24 protein-coding genes, 1 tRNA gene and 1 pseudogene are annotated in these 25,185 nt (G+C 67.9%); 16 read left to right on the top strand and 10 right to left on the bottom strand.

The genetic code is table 11. The features are described from left to right. Positions 1-345: 345 nt before the first annotated feature. The 4 genes from argF to ACNKFW_RS04835 form a co-directional block, all read right to left on the bottom strand. Positions 346-1,272 carry an ornithine carbamoyltransferase gene (gene argF, locus ACNKFW_RS04850; protein ID WP_024845710.1) on the bottom strand — a complete coding sequence of 309 codons (927 nt, stop codon included), beginning with the start codon at positions 1,270-1,272 and terminating at the stop codon, positions 346-348. Between the two features lie 97 nt (positions 1,273-1,369). Then, entirely contained in the window at positions 1,370-1,846 is a 477-nt protein-coding gene (locus ACNKFW_RS04845; protein ID WP_024845711.1) for a GNAT family N-acetyltransferase, read from the bottom strand. Further along, the gene (locus ACNKFW_RS04840) at positions 1,839-3,011 is read right to left on the bottom strand and encodes an aspartate aminotransferase family protein (RefSeq protein WP_024845712.1); all 1,173 of its coding nucleotides are present in this window, start codon (positions 3,009-3,011) and stop codon (positions 1,839-1,841) included. The genes ACNKFW_RS04845 and ACNKFW_RS04840 overlap by 8 nt, the downstream gene beginning before the upstream one ends. Positions 3,012-3,184: 173 nt before the next feature. Next, complete coding sequence (locus ACNKFW_RS04835) at positions 3,185-4,006, bottom strand: ABC transporter permease (protein ID WP_147427732.1); 822 nt, start codon at positions 4,004-4,006, stop codon at positions 3,185-3,187. 131 nt (positions 4,007-4,137) lie between these two features. Here ACNKFW_RS04835 and ACNKFW_RS04830 point away from each other — a divergent pair, with 131 nt between their 5' ends. The 10 genes from ACNKFW_RS04830 (at position 4,138) to lpxK (ending at position 13,334) form a co-directional block, all read left to right on the top strand. Beyond that, on the top strand, positions 4,138-4,743 hold the full coding sequence (locus tag ACNKFW_RS04830; RefSeq protein WP_147427731.1) for a GcrA family cell cycle regulator: 606 nt from the start codon (positions 4,138-4,140) through the stop codon (positions 4,741-4,743). After that, positions 4,744-5,187 carry an NUDIX hydrolase gene (locus ACNKFW_RS04825; protein ID WP_024845715.1) on the top strand — a complete coding sequence of 148 codons (444 nt, stop codon included), beginning with the start codon at positions 4,744-4,746 and terminating at the stop codon, positions 5,185-5,187. It begins immediately after the preceding gene. A 95-nt stretch (positions 5,188-5,282) separates the two neighbouring features. After that, positions 5,283-7,001, top strand: a complete 1,719-nt coding sequence (gene metG / locus ACNKFW_RS04820) for a methionine--tRNA ligase (protein WP_147427730.1) — start codon at positions 5,283-5,285, stop codon at positions 6,999-7,001. A gap of 243 nt (positions 7,002-7,244) precedes the next feature. After that, complete coding sequence (locus tag ACNKFW_RS04815; protein WP_418024768.1) at positions 7,245-7,700, top strand: TonB-dependent receptor plug domain-containing protein; 456 nt, start codon at positions 7,245-7,247, stop codon at positions 7,698-7,700. Further along, positions 7,649-9,334, top strand: a complete 1,686-nt coding sequence (locus ACNKFW_RS04810; RefSeq protein ID WP_418024766.1) for a TonB-dependent receptor domain-containing protein — start codon at positions 7,649-7,651, stop codon at positions 9,332-9,334. Before ACNKFW_RS04815 ends, ACNKFW_RS04810 begins: the two co-directional genes overlap by 52 nt. Before the next feature lie 97 nt (positions 9,335-9,431). After that, positions 9,432-10,352, top strand: coding sequence for an arginase (gene rocF, locus ACNKFW_RS04805; protein ID WP_024845718.1), 921 nt, complete (start codon positions 9,432-9,434; stop codon positions 10,350-10,352). Between the two features lie 72 nt (positions 10,353-10,424). Continuing rightward, a tRNA-Leu gene (locus tag ACNKFW_RS04800) sits at positions 10,425-10,510 on the top strand. A gap of 343 nt (positions 10,511-10,853) precedes the next feature. Continuing rightward, positions 10,854-11,099, top strand: coding sequence for a DUF4170 domain-containing protein (locus ACNKFW_RS04795; protein ID WP_024845719.1), 246 nt, complete (start codon positions 10,854-10,856; stop codon positions 11,097-11,099). A 16-nt stretch (positions 11,100-11,115) separates the two neighbouring features. Beyond that, the gene (locus ACNKFW_RS04790; RefSeq protein WP_024845720.1) at positions 11,116-12,348 is read left to right on the top strand and encodes a 3-deoxy-D-manno-octulosonic acid transferase; all 1,233 of its coding nucleotides are present in this window, start codon (positions 11,116-11,118) and stop codon (positions 12,346-12,348) included. Further along, positions 12,345-13,334, top strand: a complete 990-nt coding sequence (gene lpxK, locus ACNKFW_RS04785; RefSeq protein ID WP_024845721.1) for a tetraacyldisaccharide 4'-kinase — start codon at positions 12,345-12,347, stop codon at positions 13,332-13,334. The genes ACNKFW_RS04790 and lpxK overlap by 4 nt, the downstream gene beginning before the upstream one ends. 79 nt (positions 13,335-13,413) lie before the next feature. Here the strand turns inward: lpxK and ACNKFW_RS04780 are convergent, their stop codons facing one another. Together ACNKFW_RS04780 and ACNKFW_RS04775 are read right to left on the bottom strand one after the other, a co-directional pair. After that, the gene (locus ACNKFW_RS04780) at positions 13,414-14,070 is read right to left on the bottom strand and encodes a DsbA family protein (protein WP_024845722.1); all 657 of its coding nucleotides are present in this window, start codon (positions 14,068-14,070) and stop codon (positions 13,414-13,416) included. Continuing rightward, positions 14,067-14,627, bottom strand: a complete 561-nt coding sequence (locus tag ACNKFW_RS04775) for a DUF721 domain-containing protein (protein ID WP_024845723.1) — start codon at positions 14,625-14,627, stop codon at positions 14,067-14,069. The genes ACNKFW_RS04780 and ACNKFW_RS04775 overlap by 4 nt, the downstream gene beginning before the upstream one ends. A 76-nt stretch (positions 14,628-14,703) precedes the next feature. Here ACNKFW_RS04775 and ACNKFW_RS04770 point away from each other — a divergent pair, with 76 nt between their 5' ends. Further along, entirely contained in the window at positions 14,704-15,765 is a 1,062-nt protein-coding gene (locus ACNKFW_RS04770; protein ID WP_024845724.1) for an A/G-specific adenine glycosylase, read from the top strand. A gap of 82 nt (positions 15,766-15,847) precedes the next feature. Next, entirely contained in the window at positions 15,848-16,984 is a 1,137-nt protein-coding gene (locus tag ACNKFW_RS04765; protein WP_147427728.1) for an alkane 1-monooxygenase, read from the top strand. A 132-nt stretch (positions 16,985-17,116) separates the two neighbouring features. Here the strand turns inward: ACNKFW_RS04765 and ACNKFW_RS04760 are convergent, their stop codons facing one another. The 4 genes from ACNKFW_RS04760 to ACNKFW_RS04745 all read right to left on the bottom strand — a co-directional run bounded on the left by ACNKFW_RS04760 (position 17,117) and on the right by ACNKFW_RS04745 (position 20,679). Continuing rightward, on the bottom strand, positions 17,117-18,247 hold the full coding sequence (locus ACNKFW_RS04760; RefSeq protein ID WP_147427727.1) for a site-specific DNA-methyltransferase: 1,131 nt from the start codon (positions 18,245-18,247) through the stop codon (positions 17,117-17,119). Between the two features lie 87 nt (positions 18,248-18,334). Next, positions 18,335-18,967, bottom strand: coding sequence for a ribonuclease HII (locus ACNKFW_RS04755; RefSeq protein ID WP_024845726.1), 633 nt, complete (start codon positions 18,965-18,967; stop codon positions 18,335-18,337). Then, the gene (locus ACNKFW_RS04750) at positions 18,964-19,446 is read right to left on the bottom strand and encodes an ureidoglycolate lyase (protein ID WP_147427726.1); all 483 of its coding nucleotides are present in this window, start codon (positions 19,444-19,446) and stop codon (positions 18,964-18,966) included. The genes ACNKFW_RS04755 and ACNKFW_RS04750 overlap by 4 nt, the downstream gene beginning before the upstream one ends. 57 nt (positions 19,447-19,503) lie before the next feature. Further along, positions 19,504-20,679, bottom strand: coding sequence for an MFS transporter (locus tag ACNKFW_RS04745; RefSeq protein ID WP_028710823.1), 1,176 nt, complete (start codon positions 20,677-20,679; stop codon positions 19,504-19,506). Positions 20,680-20,957: 278 nt separating this feature from the next. On the opposite strand from ACNKFW_RS04745, the gene ACNKFW_RS04740 reads away from it, so the two are divergent. The 4 genes and pseudogenes from ACNKFW_RS04740 to ACNKFW_RS04725 all read left to right on the top strand — a co-directional run. After that, complete coding sequence (locus ACNKFW_RS04740; RefSeq protein ID WP_147427725.1) at positions 20,958-21,707, top strand: GntR family transcriptional regulator; 750 nt, start codon at positions 20,958-20,960, stop codon at positions 21,705-21,707. A gap of 110 nt (positions 21,708-21,817) precedes the next feature. Then, the gene (locus ACNKFW_RS04735) at positions 21,818-23,266 is read left to right on the top strand and encodes a L,D-transpeptidase family protein (protein WP_147427724.1); all 1,449 of its coding nucleotides are present in this window, start codon (positions 21,818-21,820) and stop codon (positions 23,264-23,266) included. Positions 23,267-23,268: 2 nt separating this feature from the next. Then, entirely contained in the window at positions 23,269-24,105 is an 837-nt protein-coding gene (locus tag ACNKFW_RS04730; RefSeq protein WP_147427723.1) for an extensin family protein, read from the top strand. Between the two features lie 94 nt (positions 24,106-24,199). Next, positions 24,200-25,114: pseudogene (locus ACNKFW_RS04725) on the top strand (IS630 family transposase); the annotation flags it as partial. Positions 25,115-25,185 lie beyond the last annotated feature (71 nt).

Here is a 25,185-nt window from a genome sequence, read left to right as displayed (position 1 = left end):
CGGCACATCGCTGCACGCTTGGTGCCAAGAATCGGGCGTGAAAATGCAAAACGCCCGGGCATCGCTGTTGGGACAATGGCGGGGTCCAAAGGCTCAACAACTCATCGAGCGCATACTGGAAGCAGCGGAGCGGCCTCACGGATGTATGGTGCCGCTCTCAAATCTTGCTGGCATAGGACCACTGCCTGCAACGCGCATGGGTATTCCCACCTGATCCCACGAAAAACGGGCTCAAACCTTTTGACGCCGTAGATCAAAGGTTTTGACACATGACATCCCTGCCACAGGCGCAGGGCCCCCACCTCCCGGCGGCCCTGAAAGGATCGGGATGCGCTGCGGACCGGGTCAAAGACCCAGGCACCAGCGCATGATGGCCTTTTGCGCATGCAGCCGGTTCTCGGCCTCATCGAAGATGACCGAGTTCGGACCGTCCATCACCGCGCTGGTCGCCTCGTCGTCGCGATGCGCGGGCAGGCAATGCATGAACAGCGCATCAGACTTGGCACGCGCCATCAGCGCCTCGTTCACCTGATAGGGGCGCAGCTGGTTGTGCCGCCGCTCGCGCGCCGATTGCGGGTCGTGCATCGACACCCAGGTATCGGTCACCACCAGGTCGGCGCCCTCGACCGCCTTGACCGGATCGCGCTCGATCACCGCCTGCACGCCCTGGGCGCGGGCAAACTCCAGCGCCTCGCGCTCGGGGTCCAGCGTCGGCGGGCCGGTAAAGGTGAAGTCATAGCCGAACTGCCCGGCGGCATGGATCATCGAGCAGCAGACATTGTTGCCGTCGCCCGACCAGACCACCTTCCTGCCGGCAATGGGGCCGCGATGCTCCTCGAAGGTCATCACATCGGCCATGATCTGGCAGGGATGGGTGCGGTTCGTCAGCCCGTTGATCACCGGAACGCTGGCATATTCCGCCATCTCCAGCAGCGTCGCCTCTTCGAAGGTGCGGATCATGATCAGGTCCACATAGCGCGACAGCACCCGCGCCGTATCGGCGATGGTCTCGCCATGACCCAGCTGCATCTCGCTGCCCGACAGCACCATGGTCTGCCCGCCCATCTGCCGCACGCCCAGGTCGAAGCTGACGCGGGTCCGGGTCGAGGGCTTTTCGAAGATCAGCGCCACCATGCGGTTCCTGAGCGGCAAATCGGCGTCGGGCGCACCCTTGGGCTGGCCGTTGCGCGCATCCTTCATCCGGCGCGCGGAATCGATCATGTCGCGCAGATCGGACCTGTCGGTGGTATGGATGTCGAGGAAACTGTTCATGTGTGACTGTCTTTCGGATTGGTCCGGCAAGCAAGCCGCTTTGCCTGGGGGAGGTCAAGGCCAAAGGCCCCGCGTCGTGACGGAAATCGGCCTCTCCTCATCGGTGCCGCGTCATGATGCGCGCCGGAGTTCCATCCTCCGAGGGACGCAGCTCCTCGCCGCGAAAGCCGGCCTTTTCATAGGCGCGAATGGCGCGCAGGTTGTCGGGCTCGGGGTCGATGACCAGGACCGGCGCCTCGGCCAGCAGCGTGTCGGCCAGGGCGCGCAGCCAAAGCCCGCCATGGCCGAAGCCGCCGGGCCCGGAAAAACAGTCGATCGCCAGCGCCTCGGCCGGCAGGCCGGCGAAATGCGGCGCGCCCCAGTGATGCGCCGGATAGAACTGCGCATAGGCAATGGGCGCGCCGTCCATCAGCGCCAGCCATTGCCGCATGGCCGGCTCGTCCAGGTCTTCCTCGATCCCGGCCAGCTCCTTCTCGGCCCCGCGCCACCAGCGCGCGACCTCGGGCTGGCGCAGCCAATCCGCCAGCATGGGCAGATCGGCGCGCGTGACCGGCCGGAAGCCGAACCTATCCATCGATCCTTCCGGCCGCCCGGTCCAGCCGGACGACCGCCTCGGCGATCTCCTCATCGCTGATGGTCAGCGGCGGCAGCAGGCGCAGCGTATCGTCCGCCGCGGCCACGGTCAGGATATGCTCGCCGTAGCCGGCCTTGACCAGGTCGCCCGGCGCGACCTTGCATTTCAGGCCCAGCATCAGCCCCTGTCCGCGTACGAAGTCGAAGACATCGGGATGCGCGGCCACCAGCCCCTCGAGCTTCTGGCGAAACAGCGCGGCCTTGCGATTCACCTCGGCCAGGAACTCGGGCGCCGCGACGATCTGCATCACCCTGGCGCCGACCGCGCAGGCCAGCGGATTGCCGCCATAGGTCGAGCCATGCGTACCCGCGGCCATGCCGGCGGCGGCCTTTTCCGTCGCCAGCACCGCGCCCAGCGGGAAGCCGCCGCCGATGCCCTTGGCGATCATCATGATGTCGGGGGTGATGCCGGCATATTCATGCGCGAACAGCTTGCCGGTGCGGCCCATGCCCGATTGCACCTCATCCAGCACCAGCAGCGCGCCGGTCTGGTCGCAAAGCTGGCGGATCAGGCGCAGGTCGGCATCGGGCAGCGGGCGGATGCCGCCCTCGCCCTGCACCGGCTCCAGCATGACGGCGGCGGTGCGGTCCGAGATCGCGGCTTTCAGCGCCTCCATGTCGCCCCAGGGCAGCTGGCGGAAGCCCGGCATCAGCGGGCCGAAGCCCTTGACCATCTTTTCCGAACCCGCCGCCGCGATGGCGCCGGTCGAGCGGCCGTGAAAGGCGCCCTCGAAGGTCAGGATCTCGTAGCGGTCGGGATCGCCCTGCTCGTGCCAGTACTTGCGCACCATCTTGATCGCCAGCTCTGCCGCCTCGGTGCCGGAATTGGTGATGAAAGCGGTATCGGCGAAGGTATGCTCGACCAGCAGGTCCGCCAGCTTCTCCTGCTCGGGGATCTGGTAGAGGTTCGAGACATGCCAGATGCGGTTCGCCTGCTCGGTCAGTGTGGCGACCAAGTCGGGGTTGGCGTGACCCAGCGCGTTCACCGCGATACCGGCGCCAAGGTCCAGGTATCGCGTCCCGTCCGTCGCGATGGCCCAGGAGCCCTCGCCCCGCTCGAAGGCGATGGGCGCGCGGTTATAGGTCGGCAGGACGTGCGAAATCATGGAGTTACCCTCTCTGGGAACGGCCGCTTGGCGGCACCATGGCTGACGGAAAGGCGGAAAGGCAGGCGGGATCGGACGTTGAGGGCGTCAACGTCGGGGACGGGCGATCTGGATGGTCCGCGTGATCATGCTTCGTCGCATAGCGCGGAAGCGTGTCCCATGCAACGGGGTTTTCAGGGCTTCATCCGATAGCCCGAGGCCAGCCAGCGCCAGGCCGTGAACAGCACCAGCGCCACCGTCAGCGCGCAGACCGCCAGCCCGCGCAGCACCGGCGCGTCGGAAACCCCGGCGATGCCGTAGCGCGCGCCGTCGATCAGGTAGAAGATCGGGTTCCAATGCGCCAATGCTCGGAAGGGCTCGGGCAGCGCCTCGACCGAATAGAAGGTGCCGGACAGAAACGAGAGCGGCGTGACGATGAAATTGGTGATGACCGCCATCTGGTCGAATTTCTGCGCCACGATGGCGGCCAGCAGCCCCAGCCCGCCCATCAGCGCCGCGCCCAGCACGACGAAGGTCAGCGCCCAGAAGGGATGCGCCACCCCCTGCCCGATGACCAGTGCCATGCCCAGGGCGATGGCGGCGGCGACGATCAGCGCGCGCGCCACGGCGCCGATCAGATAGCCGGCCAGGATCTCGCCCGCCGAGAGCGGCGGCATCAGCGTATCGACGATATTGCCCTGCATCTTGGCCGAGATGATGCTGGAGGAGGTATTGGCGAAGGCGTTCTGGATCACCGTCATCATCAGGATGCCGGGGCCGAGGAACGCCAGGTAGGGCAGGCCCATGACTTCGCCGCGGTTTTGCCCCAGTGCCAGCGCAAAGACGATCACGAACAGCGCCGAGGTCATCAGCGGCGCAAAGATGGTCTGCTGCCAGACGCTCATGAAGCGCATGATCTCGCGCCGGCTGAGCGTATAAAGGCCCAGCCAGTTCACCCGGCCAAAGCGGCGCACACCCATCTGGCGGAATCCGGGGCTGGTCGGGTCTGGCTGCATCGGGGCTCCTTGAATTTGCGGGCTCGGATGGGTAAATCTGGCTATCCCCGGATTTAAGGCCGGGTCTTGCGGAATTGAAGCCACTAGCACGAAGAGCGCCGGGACGCATCCCGGCGCAGGAAAGGCAAGCCATGTCCTGGACCGACGAGCGCGTCGAGACGTTGAAACGCATGTGGGCCGAAGGCCAGTCGGCCAGCCAGATCGCCAAGGAGCTGGGCGGCGTGACCCGCAACGCGGTGATCGGCAAGGTGCATCGCCTGGGCCTGTCGAATCGCGCCGAGGAAGGCGCCGATCCGGCACCCGAACCCGTCGCCAAGCCCGCCGTCACCGCGGCCCCCCCCGCGCCCGAGCCCAAGCCCGCCCCCGAGCCGGCCCCGGCGCCCGAGCCCAAGCCCGCCGCTGCGGCCGCCCCCGCGCCGGCGCCCGAACCCGCGCCGCAGCCGGCCAGCTTCAATCGCCGGCCCATCGTGCCGGCCGGCCAGCCGCTGCCGCCCCAGCCCTCGGCCAACGAGATCAGCCCCGAGGCGCTGGCCTCGGTCCGCGAGGTCGAGAAGCGCGCCCGCAAGCTGACGCTGATGGAACTGACCGAGCGCACCTGCAAATGGCCGATCGGCGACCCGGCGACCGACAAGTTCTGGTTCTGCGGCCTGCCCTCGATGCCCGGCAAGCCCTATTGCGAGGCGCATGTCGGCGTGGCCTTCCAGCCGATGAGCTCGCGCCGCGACCGCAGGCGCTAGGTGCCCGATTTTCCCCGGCTCGCCGCGCTGGCCGTCACGCTGGACGGCTGCGGCGACGCGGCCCGCGCGCTGCTGGTGCGCCGCCGCAATCCGCCCGATGCCGGGCTTTGGGGCTTTCCCGGCGGCCATGTCGAGCCGGGCGAGACCGCGCTGGCCGCCGCCGCCCGCGAACTGGCCGAGGAAACCGGCATCACCGGCCGGCCCCGCGCCTATCTGGACAATATCGACGTGATCGAGCGCGGCGCGGACGGCGCACTGCGCTTTCACTTCCTGCTGGCGGCGGTGCTCTGCGACCATGTCGCGGGCGAGCCGGTGGCGGCGGACGATGCGCTGGACGCGCGCTGGGTGGCGGTTGCGGACATCCTGGCCGGCCGCCTGCCGCTCAGCGCCAGCGTGCCCGATGTCATCCGCAAGGCGCTGGCCTGCCGGGACGCCCCCTGCTGACCCGGCGGCCCGGCCCGCGGCGAAAACCGTGCGAACCGCTGGCCTTCGCCGCCGGTGCTGGATAAAGAAGCGCCAGAGAATAATAGGACCGGATCATGGCGCGGCATCTCATCACCTCGGCGATCCCTTATATCAACGGGATCAAGCACCTCGGCAATCTTGTCGGCTCTCAGCTTCCGGCGGATCTCTATGCCCGCTACCTGCGCGGCCGCGACCACGAGGTGATGTTCATCTGCGCCACCGACGAACACGGCACCCCGGCCGAGCTTGCCGCCGCCAAGGCCGGTAAGCCGATAGCCGTCTATTGCGCCGAGATGCACGAGATCCAGGCGGAAATCGCGCGCAATTTCGGCCTGTCCTTCGACCATTTCGGCCGCTCGTCCTCGGAACGCAACCATGTGCTGACCCAGCATTTCGCCGGCAAGCTGGACGAGAACGGCTATATCGCCGAGGTCGAGGAGCGGCAGGTCTATTCCATCGACGACGGCCGCTTCCTGCCCGACCGCTATATCGAGGGCACCTGTCCCAACTGCGGCTATGACAAGGCGCGCGGCGACCAGTGCGAGAACTGCACCAAGCAGCTCGATCCGACCGACCTGATCGAGCCGCGCTCGGCGATTTCCGGCTCGACCAACCTTGAGGTGCGGGCGACCAAGCATCTCTACCTGCGCCAGCGCGCGCTGAAGGACCAGATCGCCGCCTGGATCGACAGCAAGACCGACTGGCCGATCCTGACCACCTCGATCGCGCGGAAATGGCTCAACGACGGCGACGGCTTGCAGGATCGCGGCATCACCCGCGACCTCGACTGGGGCATCCCGGTGAAGAAGGGCGACCAGCCCTGGCCGGGAATGGAGGGCAAGGTCTTCTACGTCTGGTTCGACGCGCCCATCGAATATATCGCTGCCACCGCCGAGGGCGCCGACAAGCGCGGCGAGCCCGACAGCGCCTGGCGCCGCTGGTGGCGGCTCGACGAGGGTGCCGGGGACGTTACCTATACGCAGTTCATGGGCAAGGACAACGTGCCTTTCCACACGCTGAGCTTCCCGGCCACGATCATCGGCTCGGGCGAGCCCTGGAAGCTGGTCGACTACATCAAGTCATTCAACTACCTGACCTATGACGGCGGCCAGTTTTCGACCAGCCAGGGACGCGGCGTGTTCATGGACCAGGCGCTGTCGATCCTGCCCGCCGATTACTGGCGCTGGTGGCTGCTCTCTCACGCCCCCGAATCGGGCGACAGCGAGTTCACCTGGGAGAATTTCCAGCAATCGGTGAACAAGGATCTGGCCGACGTACTGGGCAATTTCGTCAGCCGCATCACCAAGTTCTGCCGCTCGAAATTCGGCGAGACCATCCCCGAGGGCGGCAGCTACGGCCCCGAGGAAGAGGCGCTGGTCGAGGCGTTGACCGCCCGCATCCGCGCCTATGAAGGCTTCATGGACCATATCGAGATCCGCAAGGCGGCCGCCGAGCTGCGCGCGATCTGGGTGCTCGGCAACGAATACCTGCAATCGGCGGCACCCTGGTCGACCTTCAAGACCGACCCGGACCGCGCGGCGATGCAGGTGCGGCTGGGGCTGAACCTGATCCGGCTTTACGCGGTGCTGTCGGCGCCCTTCATCCCCTTTGCGGCCGATGCGATGCTGGCGGCGATGCGGACCCAGGACCGCATCTGGCCCGACGATGTCCGTGCCGCGCTGGAGGCCCTGCCCGCCGGCCATGCCTTCACCGTGCCCGATGTTCTGTTCGCCAAGATCAGCGACGAGCAACGCGACGAATGGCAGGACCGCTTCAAGGGCATCCGCGGCTGACCTTGCTCCACGCCTTGCGGCAAGGCGACGCGATTCTGTGGCATTCGCGCCACAGAGTCCTTCCTGGGCGGGATGGTCCCTTGTCCTGGGAAAGGGTGGCTGATTAACCGCCGGCAGCTACCCAGGTCACGGCATTCCCCTCTCGCCCTCTCGGCCCAGGCAAAAACCTGTTCCTGTTGTCGAGAGGTGTCGATGCCGTCCTTTCCCGTATTTCCCCCAGCCCGCGCCTGCGGTAGCCGCAACATGCGCGCGGCCCTGCTGTCGCTGACGGCGCTTTGCGTGCCTGCGATGGCCCTGGCGCAAGCGGAAGATGCCGATGTAGTCGTCCTGGACAACATCGTCATCACCGCCGCCGGGTTCGAACAGAACATCAAGGAAGCGCCCGCCAGCATCTCGGTCATCACCGCCGAGGAACTGCAAAAGGGCAATTTCACCAGCCTGACCGATGCGCTGAAAGAGGTGCAAGGCGTCGTCACCACCGGCACCGCCAATGAATCGGACATCTTCATCCGCGGCCTGCCGGGGCAATACACGCTGATCCTGGTGGACGGCAAACGCCAGAGCACCCGCGATTCGCGTGTAAACGGCAATGCCGGCTATGAGCAAGCTTCATCCCGCCGATCGCCGCCATCGACCGGATCGAGGTCGTGCGCGGGCCGATGTCCTCGCTTTACGGCTCGGATGCCATGGGCGGCGTGATCAACATTATCACCAAGCCGGTCGCCGACACTTGGACCGGCTCAGTCTCGGTCGAGACGGTCGTCCAGGACGAGGAAGGCTTCGAAAACAGCCGGCAGACCTCGTTCTACGCCTCGGGCCCGCTGGTCGCCGACGTGCTGGGCCTGCAAGTCTGGGGTCGCAAGCTCGACCAGGACGCCTCGTCGATTTCGGGTGGTCCCGGCGGATCGGACGATTACGACCTGGGCGCGCGGCTGACCTGGCACGTAGATGACCAGAACCAGGTGCTGCTGGAGGCCGGCCGCACCCAGATCACCGCCGAGGATTATGGCGACCTGGGTTATCGCGACCATGACCGCGACCACTGGTCGCTGACCCACAAGGGCAGCTTTGCGGATCTGGATACCGAGCTCAGCTTCTCGCAGGAAACCGGCGAACGCACCTCCTACAGCAGGACTGCGGCCGGCGCCGATTTCGTCGAGAACCTGCGCTCGCCGGAAGTACGCAACTCGGTCCTGGACGGCAAAGCGACCCGGACCCTGTCCTGGAACGGCGAACACCGGCTGACCGTTGGCGGGCAATTCATCCGCACCGAAATCACCGACCAGAACCCCGGCGCCGTGGCTCCGGGCGAGGATCCCCGTGACGAGAAGTTCCAGGGCGACGAATGGTCACTTTATGTCGAGGACGAATGGCGTCTGCGCGACGATTTCGCCCTGACCCTGGGGCTGCGCTATACCGACAACGAATTCTATGGCGGCCATGTCGCACCCCGTATCTACGGGGTCTGGAACGCGACCGAGAACCTGACCGTGAAGGGCGGCATCTCGACCGGCTACAAGACGCCCGAGCTGCGTTCGATCATTCCTGGTTACGCCTATACCAGCGGCGGCGCCGGCTGCGCCAGCAACACGCCGCCTTCCTGCGCCGTCATCCTGGGCAACCCGAACCTGAAGCCGGAAGAAACCCTGAACTTCGAGCTGTCCACCGTCTATGAGGCCGACGCCTTCACCCTGAGCGCCACGGCCTTCCATACGAAGTTCGACAACAAGCTTCAGCAAAAAAGCCTGGGTGTCGGCGACAACGACCCGGCCAATGGCATTGAAGACGGATACTGGACTGGGGGACCGCAGTATCTCGGGACTGACGGCGAGCTGTATTACCGCCGCGTTATCCAGAACTTCAACGTCGATGAGGCCGAGATCAGCGGCCTGGAACTGGCAGGCGATTGGGACATCACCCCGACCCTGTCGGCGCGCGCCTCCTATACCTACACGAAGTCCGAGCAGAAGACCGGCGAATTTGCAGGCTTCCCGCTGGCGCGCACGCCGGAACACATGGCCAGCCTGCGTTTTGACTGGATGACCCCGGTGGAAGGGTTGGATAGCTGGCTGTCGGCGAACTATCACGGTTCGGAAATCGCCTCGGGTCTGCGCATCGGCAGCAACGGCCGCGAAGTCGAGATCAACGGCCAGACCGGGCGCAAATATTCACCCTACACCACGGTCGACATCGGCGCGAACTACAGAATCAACGAGATGGCGACCCTAAACGCGGCCGTCTACAACGTCTTCAACGAAGAGGTTCGCGAGGCCGAGTTCAACACCGTCCAGGAGGGCCGCCGCCTCTGGCTGGGCGTGACGGCGAACTTCTAGGCGTCCCTTTTTTCCCGAAACGCCTGCCTGCCCGGCTGTGGACTTTCCACCGCCGGGCATGTTCTTTTCGGAAGGCAGGAGACAGGAAGGAACGCGCATGACCCATTGCATCCTGATCGGCGCCCCGGTGGACGAGGGGCAGCGGCGGCCCGGCTGCCTGATGGGTCCGGCCGCCTATCGCGTGGCGGGGCTGGCCTCGACGCTTGCCGAGCTGGGCCATACGGTCGAGGATCGCGGCGACCTGCGCCCCGCCGCCGGCCGCGGCCAGACCTGCGCCAACCCCGCCGTCCATCACCTGCCCGAGATCGTCGCCTGGACCGAGGCGCTGCGTGCCGCCGGCTGCGCCGCGATGGAAGAGGGGATGCCGATCTTCCTGGGCGGCGACCACGCGCTGGCGCTTGGCACCCTCGCCGGGGTGGCGGCCCATGCCCGCGCGGCGGGACGGCCGCAATTCGTGCTGTGGCTGGACGCGCATAGCGATTTTCATACCATTGAGACCACGGGCTCGGGCAACCTGCACGGCACGCCGCTGGCCTATGCCTCGGGGCGGCCGGGATTCGAACCGTTCCCCGCCTTTCCGGCGCCGATCCCGGGCCGCAACATCTGCATGTTCGGCATCCGCAGCGTGGACGGCCCCGAACTGGCCGCGCTGCGCGAGACCGAGATCGTGGTAAACGACATGCGCGTGCTCGACGAACGCGGCATCATCGCACCCCTGCGCGAATTCCTGGACCGGGTCCGGGCCGAGAGCGGCATGCTGCATGTCAGCCTGGACGTGGATTTCCTCGACCCCTCGATCGCGCCGGCCGTCGGTACCACCGTCCCCGGCGGCGCCACCTTCCGCGAGGCGCATCTGGTCTGCGAACTGCTGCACGAAAGCGGGCTGATGACCTCGCTCGACCTGGTCGAGCTGAACCCGTTCCTGGACGAGCGCGGCCGCACCGCCAAGCTGATGGTGGATCTGGTCGGCTCGCTGATGGGGCGCAAGGTCTTCGACCGGCCGACCCGCAGCTTCTGAGCCCGCGCCCTGCGGCACCAGCGGCGACCGAGGCTTGCCAATCCCCCGCCCGCCCGCTAGCCAATGCCCGGCGCGGGCGTGGCGGAATGGTAGACGCATGGGACTTAAACTCCCTGGGGCGCAAGCCTGTGCGGGTTCGAGTCCCGCCGCCCGCACCATATCCCCCCCCTCGTGGTCCTGCGACCTGCCATCGACCCATCCGCACCGCCAATCCCTTCCAGCCCTGCCGGCGGCATATTCGTTGCAAGCACCAGCCGCCCCCTGCCCCGCAATCCGAAAAAGAAGCAGGGAAAGGCGCACCGGTTCGCCTTTCCCTGCCGCCCGAACAGCCCTGACCACCACGCTCGGGCCCATCCGGGGGTGCGGCTTGCACCGCAAGATGCCTAATCCGGCGCCGCTTTCGCAGCAAACGCCAAGCGCGGGCGATTTTAAACAAATCGCCTTGGTTCCCCTGCCCGGCTCGGATAGGTTCGCGGCGGAATCCGAACCCAGGAGAACATGATGGCACAGCGCCTCCACCTCGTTTTCGGCGGTGAACTTGTCGACCCCACCCGCACCGAGTTCCGCGACACCAAGGACATCCATATCGTCGGCATCTTTCCGAACTACGCCCAGGCCCATGCCGCCTGGAAGGCCGAGGCGCAGCGCACCGTGGACAGCGCCCATACCCGCTATTTCATCGCCCACCTGCACCGGCTTCGCGACGAGGAGCGCGAGGTCAGCCCGACCGAGGAACTGGGCAGCTAGGCGCCCGCGAATCGCGATGCCGCCCGCCGATGCCACCGCGTCCCTGGCGCTCTGGCTGCACCTGCGCCGCCGCGCGGCGCTGGCCGGCGGCCCGGTCGAGCCCGTCGATGCCCCGCCGGGCGAAGGGCCGCTGGTCGTGGTGCATCTTGCCGAACAGGCCGAAGAACCGCCGCAGCCGGGCGCGCTGGTCAGGGCGCTCCTGGCGCGGCGACCGGGGCTGCGCTTTGCCTTTCTGGGCGCGCCCTTGGCCCCCGACGCCTTGCCTGCCGGGCTGCGCGCCGTCTTCCTGCCGCGGCCGCGCGATCCGGCCTCGGTGCGCGAGATGATCCGGGCGCTGCAACCGCGGGTGCTGCTGGTCCTGGGCGACCAGCTTCCGGCCTCGCTGATCTCGGGCGCGGCCGAGCAGCGCCTGCCAGTCATCCTGTGCGAGGCGCGGCTGGCGGCCCATGCCCGGCGCGGAACCTGGCGCGGCGCGGTCGATCGCGGGCTGATGGGCAAGATCGCCCGCATCCTCGCCCCGGACGCGACCGCCGCCGCCGCCGCCCGGCAGATGGGCGCCCCGCCCGCCCGGATCGAGCTGACCGGCCCGATCACCGAGACCCGGCCGCCCCTGGCCGCCAACGAGGCAGAGCGGCGCGCCCTGGCCCAGATCCTTGCCGGCCGGCATGTCTGGCTGGCGGCCTGTCCCACCCTGCCCGAGGCCAGGGCGGCGCTGGCCGCCCATCAGGCCGCGCTGCATCACAATCACCGCGCCTTGCTGATCCTGGCCGGGCTGCCGGCCGGGACGATCCCCCAGGTCCGGGCCGAGGTCGAGGCGCTCGGCCTGGCCGCGGTGCTGCGCTCGGACGACGAAGACCCCTCGCCGGACGATCACCTGCTGATCGCCGAGGACACGCAGGAAATGGGGCTGTGGTACCGGCTGGCGCCGGTCTGCTTCATGGGCGGCACGCTTCTGCCCGGTCCGGGCCTGGCGCCGCGCCACCCGTTCGAGCCGGCGGCACTTGGCTCGGCCATCATCCACGGCCCGCTGACCGAGGCGCATGGGCCGGAATGGGTACAGCTCGACGGAGCCGCGGCCGCGCGGCTGGTGACCGAGGCGGCGGGGCTGACGCGCGCGGTCGCGGACCTGTCGGCGCCGGACCAGGCAGCGGTGCTGGCCGGCAATGCCTGGTCGGTCAGCACCGGCGGCGCCGCCGTGCTGGGCCGCATCGCCGATACGGTCATCGAGGCCATGGAGAACCCGCAATGAGCCGCCGCGCCCCCGATTTCTGGTTCCGGCAGCCGGGGCTGCGGGCCCGCCTGCTGGCGCCGCTGGGTGCGCTTTACGCCCAGGCTACCGCCCGCCGCCTGGCGCGCGGCCCCCGGATGCGACCGGGCGTGCCGGTGATCTGCATCGGCAACCTGAACGCCGGCGGCACCGGCAAGACGCCCACCGCCATCATGCTGGCCCAGTTCTTGCAGGGCCGGGGCGTGGCGGTGCATGTGGTCTCGCGCGGCTATGGCGGCCGCGAAAAGGGACCGCTGCGGGTCGAGGAGGCGCGCCACAAGGCGGCCCAGGTCGGCGACGAGCCGCTGCTGATGGCGGCCTTTGCCCCGGTCTGGGTCGCGGACGACCGGCAGGCGGGCGCACGGGCGGCAATCGCAGCCGGGGCGCAGGCGATCCTGCTTGACGACGGTTTCCAGGATCCGGCCCTGGCGCATGACCTGGCGCTGGTGGTGGTCGATGCGGCCAAGGGTTTCGGCAACGGGCTTTGCCTGCCCGCAGGGCCGCTGCGCGAGCCGGTGGATCGCGGCCTGGCCCGCGCCGACCTGCTGCTTTCGATCGGCGAGCCGCCGGCCCAGGAACGCTTCGCCGCCGCCTGGGGCGCGCATTTGCCCCTGCCGCACCTGACCGGGCGGCTGGCGCCCCTGCAGACCGGCATGGACTGGCAGGGCCAGCGCGTGCTGGCCTTTGCCGGCATCGGCCATCCCGAGAAATTCTTCGCCACCCTGCGCGGCCTTGGCGCCGAGGTGGTGCGCGCCGAGGCGCTGGAGGACCACCAGCCCTTCACCCCGCAGCTTTTGACCCGGCTCGAGGCCGAATCGCGGCTGGTCGGCGCGCAGATGGTGACGACGGAAAAGGATGCCGTGCGGCTGCCGCGCAGCTTCCGGCCCAAGGTGCTGGCCCTGCCGGTGCGGCTGCAACTGGACGACCCGGCGCCGCTCGCCGACCGGCTGGCCGCGCTGGGATTGTGAAAGGCCCCGGAGCAGGTCCGGGGCCTTCCGCCTTCACCGTTTTCCAAATACCCCGGCGGCCGCGCCACCGGAGCGGCGGTCAGCCCTTCTCGGCCAGCTTGGCGTCGATGATCTTCTTCAGCTCCGCCCAGGGCTGGTTCTGCACCTTTTCGCCGGCAATGATGAAGGTCGGCGTGCCCTCGATCTGGTCGGCGGTGGCATGGGTCTGGAAGGTGGTGACCAGGTCCGCGACCTTCTGCTTGTCGTTCCAGCAGGCATCCATCTGCTCGGTCGTCATGCCGGCCTTGGCCCCGATCTTGCGCAGGTTCGCCGCGATCTCGTCGCCCGATTTGGCGTTCAGCCAGTTCTTCTGGTCGCCGAAGATCAGGTCCGAGACGGCGTAGTATTTCTCGTCGCCGCCGCAGCGGGCGAGGATGCCGGCCCAAAGCCCGACGGCATCGAAATAGACGTCGCGCTGGATGAAGCGCACCTTGCCGGTATCGACATATTCCGCTTTCAGCCTGGGCAGGTTCTCGTCATGAAAAACCGCGCAATGGCTGCAGGTGAAGCTGGCATATTCGATGATCGTGACCGGCGCATCGGCCTGGCCCAGGGCGATGTCGGGCAGAACCTTGCCCTCGGGCATCTGCTCGGCGGCATTGTCGGCAGGTTTCGCCTCTTGCGCCATCGCGGGCAGCGCGGAAAGGGTCAGCGCGGCCGTGGCGGCGGCGATCAGGGAACGGCGAAGCAGCATCATGGATTGGCCTTTCGGTCGTTGGCGTCCCGGCGGGACAGGATGTTCAGCGCCAGCCGCCGCATGGCGGCGGACAGCGCCGGATTGTCGAAGCCCGAGGCGATGGCCTCGGCCTGGGCGATGTCTTGCGGACCGGGCGCGGCCGCGCGGCGCGGCGCGGCCAGGAACCCCGCCTGCCCCTCGGCAAAGCCCCCCGCCCCTTCGCCAAAGCCGACAGGCGCGGTCTGGGTCAGCACGACGCGCGAGACGGCGTTGAAGCCGTAACAGGCATTCACCCGCGCGCGGATCTGTTCCAGCTGCATGGCGACCAAGGGCGCCTGCGCCCCCGGCACCAACAGGGTCAGCGTGGCGCCGAAACCCTTGCCGTGGCTGATCCTGACCGGGCGGGCATGGGCGGCAAGCTCGGGGCCGACCACCTCGGGCCAATGGGTCAGCAGCCGGGCGATGGCAAAGCCCCGGCCTTCGCCCGCCGCCTTGACCCGATGCGCGACCAGCTGGGCCGCGGTCTCGAAGCCGCGCATCCGGCGGCGGGGCTGGGTTTCGGGTTTCTTCTGGGCCATCGGGCGACCATATGGTTTATCTGGCGCGCAGTCTGGACCGCCGCGCGCCCGGATACCAGAGAGACGAGGCTGAAAATTGCGTGACCCCAGGGTGATCCCGACCGAGCTGCTGGCATGGTACGACCGCCATGCCCGCGTGCTGCCATGGCGCGTGCCGCCCGGTCGCGGCCCGGCCGATCCCTATCGCGTCTGGCTGTCCGAGGTCATGCTGCAACAGACCACCGTCGCCGCGGTGAAAGCCTATTTCGAGCGTTTCACCAGCCTCTGGCCCACGGTCCACGACCTTGCCGCGGCCGAGGATGCGCAGGTCATGGCGGAATGGGCCGGGCTCGGCTATTACGCCCGCGCCCGCAACCTGGTCGCCTGCGCCCGCGCAGTCGCGGCCATGGGCGGGTTTCCCGACACGCGCGAAGGGCTGGCGGCCCTGCCCGGCATCGGCGCCTATACCTCGGCCGCAATCGCCGCCATCGCCTTCGACCGCCCCGAGACGGTGGTGGACGGCAATGTCGAGCGCGTGGTCGCGCGGCTTTTCGCGGTCGAGACCCCGCTGCCCGCCGCCAAGCCGGAACTGGTGGCGCTGGCCACCGGCCTGACCCCGCCCGAACGGCCGGGCGATTTCGCCCAGGCCATGATGGACCTGGGCGCGACGATCTGCACGCCGCGCAGCCCGGCCTGCGGCATCTGCCCGATCTTCCCCCATTGCGCGGCCCGCGCGCAGGGCATCGCCGCCGACCTGCCGCGCAAGGCGCCGAAAAAGCCCAAGCCCCTGCGCCGCGGCATCGTCTGGATCGGCTTTGCCGAAAATGCGGTCCTGGTCGAGACCCGGCCGGACAAGGGCCTTCTGGGCGGCACGCTGGCCTTTCCCTCGACCGGCTGGGACGGCTCGGACCTGCCGCCACCCGCGCCGGCGGACTGGCAGGAGATCGGGCTCGTCCGCCATGTCTTCACCCATTTCGCGCTGGACCTGACGGTGATGTCCGCCCCCTTGACCGCGGCGCCGCTGCGCGGCAGTCTGGCGCCGTTCAGCGAGTTCAGACCTGCCGCCCTTCCGGGGCTGATGCGCAAGGCCTGGGCGCTTGCCCGCCCCGAAGCCGCAACCGGATCTGCGACAACCGGTCGCCGTGGCAAGGCATGGTGAAACCCGCCACAGCCTTGCCCGCGACATGCATTTTTCCGGCTGCTCACGCCCGCATCAAGTTTGATCCATTTCGTTGCCACCCATGCAAACCGCTTTTCGTTCCCGTCTGATCGACGCCCTGCCCTTCTGGCTTTCGCTGGGCATGGTTCCCCTTTTCCTCATTGCCGCGCGTTTCGGCAGCTGGTGGTTTTTGCTGATGCCGGTCTATGCTTGGTATCTGATGACCTTGCTGGACGCGATCCTGGGCCCGAACGAGGAAAACCCCGACACCGAAACCCCCGAGGCGCAATTGTTCTGGTATCGCGCCATCACGATCATCTGGTTCCCGATCCAGGCGGCGATGATCTTCGGCGCCATCTGGCATGTCACGCGCAGCGACCTCGCCGGCTGGGAAAAACTGGGGCTGTTCTTCGGGGTCGGCGTGGCCTCGGGCACCATCGGCATCGTCTATTCCCATGAATTGCTGCACCAGAAGAACCGGCTGGAACGCTGGATGGGCGACCTGCTTCTGGCCTCGACGCTTTATTCGCATTTCCGCACCGAACACCTGCTGGTGCATCACTCCTGGGTGGCGACGCCGCGCGACGCGGTCTCGGCCCGTTATAACGAGGGGTTCTTCCGCTTCTTCCTGCGCGTTCTGGCCCAATGCCCGAAAAGCGCATGGGCGGCCGAGGCGCGGCGGCTGACCCGAGCCGGCCGGTCGAAATTCGACCGCCGCAACCCGTTCTGGCGCTACGCTGCGCTGCAACTGGCGATGCTGGCGCTGGCGGCGGCGCTTGGCGGCTGGCAGGGGGTTCTGCTGTTCCTCTGGCAGGCCTTCATCGCCATCTGGCAACTTGAGCTGACCAATTACGTCGAACATTACGGGCTGACGCGCAAATACCTGGGCGAGGGCCGCTATGAACATGTGCTGCCGCGCCACAGCTGGAACAGCGCGCACACGGCAACGAACTGGCTGCTCATCAACCTGCAGCGCCATTCCGACCATCACTACAAGCCCGACCGCCGCTTTCCTCTGCTGCAAAACTACAGCGAGGACGAGGCGCCGCAATTGCCGATGGGCTATCCGGCCATGACCTTCCTGGCCATGGTTCCGCCCTTGTGGCGGCGGCGGATGAACCCCCGCGTCCGGGCCTGGCGGCGGCAGTTCTATCCCGAGATCACCGATTGGCAGCCCTATAACCGCGGCGAGCTGCCGATGCCGCGCGGCGCGCTCTAGCGCCGCCGCCGGCCAGGCCCGTTCCGGCACAACAGAAAAGGCCCCGCCCGGCGGCATGCCGCAGGACGGGGCAAGGCGGTCCCGGCCGCACCAGAGCTTGCGGAGCCTCGGGACTTGGCGAAACCGGGAAACTCAGTGGGCGCGGCCCTTGTCGGCCTCCATCTCGGCGCGGATCTGCTGGCGCAGGATGTCGATGGGCACCATCCGTCCCTCGCGCCGGAAATGCCAATAGGTCCAGCCGTTGCAGCTGGGAGCCCCTTCCAGCGCCGCGCCGACCTGGTGGATCGAGCCCTTCACGTCATTGCCGATCAGGCTGCCATCGGCGCGCACCTTGGCCTTGTGGCGGTTGTTGAGCGAATAAAGCTCCTCGCCCGGCCGCAGCATGCCGCGCTCGACCACCTGGCCGAAGGGCACCCGCGGCTCGGCGCGCTTGGGCTTGAGGGTGGCGATGGCCTCGCTGTCGAACTTGCGGATGCGGGCCAGCCGCTTCTCGGCCACCTCGCGATAGGCCTGTTCGCGCTCGATGCCGATGAAATCGCGGCCCAGCATCTTGGCCACGGCGCCGGTGGTGCCGGTGCCGAAGAACGGGTCCAGCACCACGTCGCCGGGATTGGTGGATCCGACCAGGATGCGGTGCAGCAGCGCCTCGGGTTTCTGGGTCGGATGCGCCTTGGCGCCGCCGGCATCCTTCAGCCGCTCGGAGCCGGTGCAGATCGGCAGCACCCAGTCCGACCGCATCTGCACGCCCTCGTTCAGCGATTTCAGCGCCTCGTAGTTGAAGGTGTATTTCGCGCCCTCGGATTTGCTGGCCCAGATCATCGTCTCATGCGCATTGGTCAGCCGCTTGCCGCGGAAATTCGGCATCGGGTTGGCCTTGCGCCAGACCACGTCGTTCAGGATCCAGAAACCCTGGTTCTGCAGCTCGGCCCCGACGCGGAAGATGTTGTGATAGGAGCCGATGACCCAGATCGCCCCGTCCGGCTTCAGGATGCGCCGCGCCGCCGCCAGCCAGTCGCAGGTAAAGCGGTCATAGGCGGCAAAGCCGGAAAACTGATCCCAATGGTCGTCCACCGCATCGACGCGGGAATTGTCCGGCCGGTGCAGTTCGCCCTTCAGCTGCAGGTTATAGGGCGGGTCGGCAAAGATCAGGTCGACGCTGGCCTCGGGCAGCGCATTCATGACCTCGATGCAATCGCCGGCGAGAATCTGGTTGAGCGGAAGGGTTCGCGCCGCGGCGCGGGATTTGGTGTCAAGCTTGGTCATCACTGCCTCGGGTTTCGGCTATTGGGTTGCCGATTGGATGGGCCGATAATGATTCACCGCCGATTCGCCGTCAAATTCTTTTTCGAATCAACGGCTTGCGATTTCTTCTTTACACAATATCTTGTGGACCGGGGCAAAGCTGCGCCTATGATATGGGGTCACGCCCAGATCTAGCAGCGCCCGGCGATGCGCCGGGGTCGGATAACCGGCATTCGCCTCCCAGCCGTATCCGGGATGCTGTTGCGCCAAATCCACCATGATGCGATCGCGCAACAGTTTCGCCAGGATCGAGGCCGCGGCGATGGACAGGCAACGCGCATCGCCGCCGACCACCGCCTGCCCCGGCAGGTCCAGCTCGCGCGGCAGCATGTTGCCGTCGACCAGCACCAGGCAGGGCCGCCGGCGCAGCCCGGCGATGGCCCGGCACATCGCCAGATGCGAGGCACGCAGGATGTTCAGCCGGTCGATCTCCTCGACGCTGGCATGGCCGACGGCCCAGTCGCAGCGCGCCATGATCAGCTCGGCCAGCGCCTCGCGGCGCTTGGCGGTCAGCTTCTTGGAATCGTTCAGCCCCTCGGGGATGCAGGCGGCATCCAGGATCACCGCTGCCGCCGTGACCGGACCGGCCAGCGGCCCGCGCCCGACCTCGTCCACGCCGGCAACCAACTGCGCCCCACCACGCAGCGCGGCATCCTCCAGGGAATAGTCGGGCAGGCTCATGCCTCGACGGTGACGGGGGCGATCTCGACTTCTTCCAGGTTCACGCCCTCGCCCTCGCGATCCACGACCAGGAAATCGGCCGGCCGGTCCAGCGGCGTCAGCACGCCGTGCCAGACCCCGGCCCGCAGGTTCACGCCCATGCCTGCCGGCACCAGAAAGGCGATCGGCGCGCCCGGCCGGCCGCCCTGGTCGGGGGCGACGATCGACAGCCAGGGATCCGGCCCCAGCGGCACGAAGGCCTGCGAGCCCAGCGGATGCCGCTCCAGCAGGGTGCAGTCATAGGGCAGGCGCACCGGCTCGGAGCGGAAGATCGAGATGATCGCCTCGCCGCCGCCGCGCTCGACCGTGGCCAGGGCGTGATGGCGCTCGCAGCGCCCGGCATTGATCATCTTGCTGGGCGCCTCGCGTGGGGTCAGCAGCTCGCCATAGGGAGCGAATTCCTCGGCCGTGATCGGCCTTGCCTTGATCGTCGTCGTCATGTTTCTTTCTTGCCCAAATATCCCGGGGGTCCGGGGGCAGCGCCCCCGGCCCGGCCTCTACAAACGCCCCATCCGCGGCAGGAAGATGGTCAGCAGACCCATCAGCGGCAGATAGGAGCAGATCTGGTAGACGAATTCGATCCCCTTCGCATCCGCGATCACCCCCAGCACCGCGGCGGCAATCCCGCCCATGCCGAAGGCGAAGCCGAAGAAGATACCGGCGATCATCCCGGTCCGCCCCGGTACCAGCTCCTGCGCAAAGACCACGATGGCCGGAAAGGCCGAGGCCAGGATCACCCCGATCACCACGGTCAGAAGCCCGGTCGCGACCAGCCCGACATGCGGCAGGACCAGGGTAAAGGGCAGGATGCCCAGGATCGAGAACCAGATCACCTTCAAGGGACCGACCCGGTCGCCGACCAGCCCGCCCAGCATGACGCCCGCCGCCATGCCGCCCAGAAACAGGAACAGCATCACCTGCGCATGCTGGGTGCTGAGCCCGAATTTCTCGATCAGGAAGAAGGTGTAATAGCTGGAAATGCTGGCGGTGTAGATGTTCTTGGTGAAGGTCAGCAGCGCCAGCACCACGATGGCCAGCGCCACCCGCTGCCGGGTGAATGGCAGGGCCTCGGCGGGACGCGCGGCGGCGGCCTTGCGCCGCCCGTCGGCCCAGCTGCCGATCCGCCACAGGATCGCCGATCCCGCCATGGCGGCGATCGAGAAGATCGCGACCGAGGGCCGGCCCAGCGGCACCACGATGAAGGCGGCCAGAAGCGGCCCCAGCGCCGATCCGAAATTGCCGCCCAGCTGGAACAGCGACTGCGCCGTGCCGAATCGCCCGCCCGAGGCGATGCGGGCCACGCGCGAGCTTTCGGGATGGAACACGGCCGAACCGATGCCGATCAGCATCGCCCCCGACAGAAGCACCCAATATTCATGCGCGAGCGCCAGCAGCAGCACGCCGATAAAGGTCGAGCCCATGCCCACCGCCAGCGAACGCGGCATCGGGTTGCGATCCGTCACCATGCCCACCACCGGCTGCAAGAGCGAGGCGGTGACCTGGAACGCAAAGGTCATCATGCCGATCTGCCAATAGGACAGCGCGAATTCCTCGCGCAGCAAGGGATAGATCGCGGCCAGCATGGACTGCATGATGTCGTTGATCATGTGGCACAGGCTGATCGCCACCAGTACCGTCCAGGCCGTGGCGGAAACGCCCTGGCCGCGGAACATCGAAGCTTCCGACACGGCATCACCTCTTGAGAATCGCCCGATTTGTCCTGTCCGGCCGGGAAAATGTCAACCGCGGCAGGCGGATCACGGCCGATCCGTGCGATTGCCCTTGACCCTCACGGGAATTTGCACTCAAAAACTAAACCAATAAGTTTACTTAAGTCTCCGGCCGGGCGAGACATGGATTTCGGCCTTGTTGCAGCCTCGACGCCGCGAAACCGCTTGTTCCAGACATATCGAGTTCTGCCGCCACCTCGACACAAAGACATATTCCAGAGATGATTGAACTTCCCCGCCACCTGGCACAGGCGCTTTCGGCCGAAGCACAAGACCGGAAGCGCCGCAACATGACCTGGCAGGCCGTCCAGGAAGAGGTTCTGACCCGCATCCACGACGGCCAATGGCCCGAGGGCGAGTTGATTCCGACCGAAGCCGAACTGGCGACCGAGTTCGGCTGCGCCCGCGCCACCGTGAACCGCGCCCTGCAGACCTTGGCGCAAAGCGGCGTCCTGGAACGCCGGCGCAAGGTCGGAACCCGCGTCGCGCAGCATCCGCGCGTGCAGATGGTGCGCTTCCTGCTGAAGCGCGAGATCGAGGCGGCGGGCAAGGCCTATGGCTATGCGTTGCTGGACTATCAGGAATGCGCGCCCCCGGCGGATGTCGCGCAGGCCATGCTGCTGCGCACCGATGACAGCCTCTTGCGGGTCCGGGCCCGGTTCAGCGCCGACGAGGCGCCCTATTGCTGCGAGGAACGCTGGATCAACAACTATGCCACCCCCGGCCTGACGCGCGAGGCGCTGGTGCAGATGAGCCCCTGCGAATGGCTGCTGGGCCATGTGCCGATCAACCGCGCCAGCATGGCGATCGGGGCGACGCTGGCCGGTTCGGGCTTCATCGCCGAGGCGCTGGGACTGGCGCCGGGCGACCCGGTCCTGCTGGCCGAACGGATCGACTGGCTGAACAACATGCCGGTTTCGCTGACGCGGCGCTATTTCCCGCAGCATCACCGCTTCGCCGCCACGATCTGAAGGACGCGTTCAACCCGAGTTGACCGGCTCTTGCTTGCCTTGGGCGGCACATTTGGCCAAATGTGCCCGACAAAACCAGAAGACCACAGGCAAACAGAACGGTTCCGAGCATGTTCCCGACCCGACCCCGCGCGGGCCTTTTTTCGCATCTCTCCCTGGCCGCGGCGGCCCTGGTGCTGCCGCTTTCCGCCGGCTGGGCGCAAACCGCGGCCGTGGCGCCCGCCTCCGGCGCCGCCGCGCCGGTCGTAGCCCCCCCCAAGCCCCGCGCCCTGACCTCGATCACCCCGGCCGAGATCGAGGCGGCCGTCTATGGCGGCACCGACCTGCCCGCGGGCCAATCCGCGCTGACTGCCAAGGTGCAGATCCTGCTGGACCGCGCCGGCATCTCGCCCGGCGTGGTGGACGGCTGGCGCGGCGGCATGAGCGAAAGCGCCATCATGGCCTTCCAGCGCCGCTCGGGCCTGCCGATGACCGGGCGCATGGATCACGCGGTCTGGGAACTGCTTCAGGGCTATGCCGCCGCGCCGCTGACCACGACCTATACCATCACCGAGGAGGACGCGGCCGGCCTGGTAGACCGCATCCCCCCGGACTATGCCGAAAAGGCCGCGATGACTTCGCAGGGCTATACCAGCGTGCTGGAAAAGCTGGCCGAACGGTTCCACATGGACGAAAAGTTCCTGGCCAAGCTGAACCCCGGCGCCCGCTTCCAGCCCGGCGAGACGATCCATGCCACCGTGCCCGCCAAGCCGATCCGCGCCACCGTCACCCGCATCATCGTGGACAAGGAAACCCGCCGCGTCGCCGCCTATGACGCCAAGGGCAACATGGTCGCGGATTACCCGGCCACGGTCGGTTCGTCCGACACCCCCTCGCCCCATGGCAATCATGTCGTGGACGCGGTGGCGCTGAACCCGACCTATACCTACAACCCGCATCGCAACTTCAAGCAGGGCGAGAACGACCGGGTGCTGATCATCCCGCCGGGACCGAACGGACCGGTCGGCAATGTCTGGATCGACCTGTCCGAGCCGACCTATGGCATCCACGGAACCGCCACGCCCTCGCAGCTGTTCCTGAACCAGTCGCATGGCTGCGTGCGGCTGACCAACTGGGACGCATGGGAACTGGCGCATATGGTCAAGCCCAAGGTGACGACGGTCGAGTTCCTGCCCCCCGGCGTACGGATCGCCGACGTGACCGGCATCTCGCCCGTGGCGGCGGCGACGCAGACCGCGGCGGTCGCGGCCATCGCCGGAACCCGCCCGCTGGCCCGCGGCGACCGGCTGCCGCCGGCCGCATCCGCGGCGATGGCCATCCCCGCCGCCGCGACCGCGGCCGAGGCCGCCGCTGCAACCGCCGCCACCGTGGTCACACCCGAACCGCTGGTCATCACCCCCGCCGGCCCGGCCCCGGACGAGCCGCTGGTCCCCGAGACGGCCCCCACCCTGCCCGCACAGGACGAGCCAGAATACCCCTCGGACGCGGTGCTGCCGGAAAGCCTGCCCGGACAGGCACCGGGCAGCGTGACGCTGTATCCCCAGGCCGGACAGCCCTGAGGATGCGCGGGCTGGCGCCGATGCTGGTGGCGATGGCCGCGCTGTTGGCCGGCCCGGCATCGGGGCAGGATGCGCCTGCCCCGCGTCCCGACCATCCCGCCGCCGACCGCCCCGCGCCCCGGCCGGAACCCGAGGCGGAGGCAGAGGCAGAGGTAGCGCCCGAGCCGGCTGCCGAGCCCGTCCCGGAGCCCGAGACCCCGGAGAACGCCGCAGCAGAGGCCGCACCCGCAGCCCCTGCCCCGACCGGCCCGCCGATTCGTGCGACCCTGCGCGAAAGCGATTTCGATCATTCCGCCTGCCTGCTGGAACTGACGCTGCTGGGCGCCGATTACAGCGAGGCGCCGCCGATCCTCGACCCCGATCAGCGCGATTGCGGCATCGACCGCCCGGTCCTGCTGCGCCAGCCCCTGCCGGGGATCGAGATTCCGGGCGGCGCGCCCATGCGCTGCGACCTGGCGCGGCACCTGGCGCATTGGCTGCGCGATTTCGTCCGCCCCGCCGCGGCGCTGCTGCCGGGCCAACCGCGGCTGGTGGCGCTGGAGCCGGGCTCGACCTATCAATGCCGGCCGACCGTCGGGACCGCGGGCGAGAGCCTGTCGGAACATGCCTTCGGCAACGCTTTCGACATCGCCGCCTTCCGCTTCGACGACGGCTCCCGCATCGAGGTCGGCCCGCGCCAGGACAACGGCGACTTGCAGGAGGCCTTCCAGCGCGCGGCGCGCGGCACCGCCTGCCTGCATTTCACCACCGTCCTCGGGCCCGGGGCCAATGCCGCGCATGACGACCACCTGCACCTGGACATCAAGGCCCGGCGCGGCGGCTTTCGGCTGTGCCAATAGCGCCTAAAGCCTGATCGTTTCAGGCTGGATCGGGCGTTCCCAGATCGGGGGTGGTCTGCTTCGACATGGCTGCTGGGAAAGGAGGCCGGCATGCATGGCGAGACCTTTGTCCAGCGATCTTCGGACACGCGTTGTTGCGCGCGTTGCTGAGGGAGAGACGGTGCGCGCGGTTGCGTCTATGTTCGGCCTCAGCGTGCCGAGCGTTGTGAAATGGTCCCGGAGATGGCGCGCGACAGGCAGTTGCGAGGCCAGTCCGATGGGCGGTAAGCGGCGCGATGTGATGGCGCCGGGACGGGACGACGCGCTGGCCCGGCTTGCGGAACACCCCTCGCTGCCCCTGCGCCGGCTCCGGGCCGGGCTGGCCGCGCGCGGGGTCAGGGTCAGCTATGGCGCGTTGTGGCGTTTCGTCCATGCCGAGGGGGTGTCGTTCAAAAAAAGGCCGTCCTTGCCGCCGAGACCGGACGGCCCGACATCGCCCGCCGCCGCGCCCGCTGGCGGCGGCACCAGCACAGGATCGACCCGCGCCGGCTCGTGTTCATCGAGGAAACCCGGGCGCAGACAAACATGGCCCCGCGGCGCGGCCGGGGGCCGAGGGGCACCCGCCTGCCGGGCCGTGCGCCACAGGGGCACTGGCGCAGGATGACCTTCGTGGGGGCGCCGCGGGTGGAGCGGATCGACGCGCCCTGCGTCATCGATGGCCCGATCAATGGGGATCTGTTCCGCGCCTGTGTCGAGCCGGTGCTTCTTCCCGACCCTGCGTCCGGGCGACGTGGTGGTCATGGACGATCTCGGCAGCCACAAGGGCGGCGCGGTGCGAAAGGCCATGCGGGCGGCAGGCGCGCATCTGCTGTTCCTCCCGCCATACAGCCCGGATCTGAGCTCCATCGAACACGATCGGGGGCTCACTCGAACGCATGGCGTTCGCCCCCTCATGTTCGCCGCGCCCAAGCCCCTCATGCGCTCCGCCGCCGAACGCACCGTCGAAGCCGCCTGGAAACGCCTCGGCACATGACCTGACAGCTTCTCCGCAAAGGAATGCGCCAACCACCTCAAAAACGCAGGCTATGCTTGGATTTGATA

Origin of the sequence: Paracoccus sp. TD-10 (assembly GCF_048270675.1) — a bacterium.
In the GTDB taxonomy this organism is placed as follows: Bacteria; Pseudomonadota; Alphaproteobacteria; order Rhodobacterales; family Rhodobacteraceae; genus Paracoccus; species Paracoccus pantotrophus.
Note: the sequence above shows the minus strand (reverse complement) of the source record. Positions and strands in the feature narration are given on the sequence as shown.

Bases quoted from the DNA above. Each gene is read 5' to 3' on its own strand.
- argF (WP_024845710.1), bottom strand. From the start codon at position 1,272: ATGAACAGTTTCCTCGACATCCATACCACCGACAGGTCCGATCTGCGC.
- ACNKFW_RS04845 (WP_024845711.1), bottom strand. From the start codon at position 1,846: ATGGATAGGTTCGGCTTCCGGCCGGTCACGCGCGCCGATCTGCCCATG.
- ACNKFW_RS04840 (WP_024845712.1), bottom strand. From the start codon at position 3,011: ATGATTTCGCACGTCCTGCCGACCTATAACCGCGCGCCCATCGCCTTC.
- ACNKFW_RS04835 (WP_147427732.1), bottom strand. From the start codon at position 4,006: ATGCAGCCAGACCCGACCAGCCCCGGATTCCGCCAGATGGGTGTGCGC.
- ACNKFW_RS04830 (WP_147427731.1), top strand. From the start codon at position 4,138: ATGTCCTGGACCGACGAGCGCGTCGAGACGTTGAAACGCATGTGGGCC.
- metG (WP_147427730.1), top strand. From the start codon at position 5,283: ATGGCGCGGCATCTCATCACCTCGGCGATCCCTTATATCAACGGGATC.
- ACNKFW_RS04815 (WP_418024768.1), top strand. From the start codon at position 7,245: ATGCGCGCGGCCCTGCTGTCGCTGACGGCGCTTTGCGTGCCTGCGATG.
- rocF (WP_024845718.1), top strand. From the start codon at position 9,432: ATGACCCATTGCATCCTGATCGGCGCCCCGGTGGACGAGGGGCAGCGG.
- ACNKFW_RS04795 (WP_024845719.1), top strand. From the start codon at position 10,854: ATGGCACAGCGCCTCCACCTCGTTTTCGGCGGTGAACTTGTCGACCCC.
- ACNKFW_RS04790 (WP_024845720.1), top strand. From the start codon at position 11,116: ATGCCGCCCGCCGATGCCACCGCGTCCCTGGCGCTCTGGCTGCACCTG.
- lpxK (WP_024845721.1), top strand. From the start codon at position 12,345: ATGAGCCGCCGCGCCCCCGATTTCTGGTTCCGGCAGCCGGGGCTGCGG.
- ACNKFW_RS04780 (WP_024845722.1), bottom strand. From the start codon at position 14,070: ATGATGCTGCTTCGCCGTTCCCTGATCGCCGCCGCCACGGCCGCGCTG.
- ACNKFW_RS04775 (WP_024845723.1), bottom strand. From the start codon at position 14,627: ATGGCCCAGAAGAAACCCGAAACCCAGCCCCGCCGCCGGATGCGCGGC.
- ACNKFW_RS04765 (WP_147427728.1), top strand. From the start codon at position 15,848: ATGCAAACCGCTTTTCGTTCCCGTCTGATCGACGCCCTGCCCTTCTGG.
- ACNKFW_RS04760 (WP_147427727.1), bottom strand. From the start codon at position 18,247: ATGACCAAGCTTGACACCAAATCCCGCGCCGCGGCGCGAACCCTTCCG.
- ACNKFW_RS04755 (WP_024845726.1), bottom strand. From the start codon at position 18,967: ATGAGCCTGCCCGACTATTCCCTGGAGGATGCCGCGCTGCGTGGTGGG.
- ACNKFW_RS04750 (WP_147427726.1), bottom strand. From the start codon at position 19,446: ATGACGACGACGATCAAGGCAAGGCCGATCACGGCCGAGGAATTCGCT.
- ACNKFW_RS04745 (WP_028710823.1), bottom strand. From the start codon at position 20,679: ATGTTCCGCGGCCAGGGCGTTTCCGCCACGGCCTGGACGGTACTGGTG.
- ACNKFW_RS04740 (WP_147427725.1), top strand. From the start codon at position 20,958: ATGATTGAACTTCCCCGCCACCTGGCACAGGCGCTTTCGGCCGAAGCA.
- ACNKFW_RS04735 (WP_147427724.1), top strand. From the start codon at position 21,818: ATGTTCCCGACCCGACCCCGCGCGGGCCTTTTTTCGCATCTCTCCCTG.
- ACNKFW_RS04730 (WP_147427723.1), top strand. From the start codon at position 23,269: ATGCGCGGGCTGGCGCCGATGCTGGTGGCGATGGCCGCGCTGTTGGCC.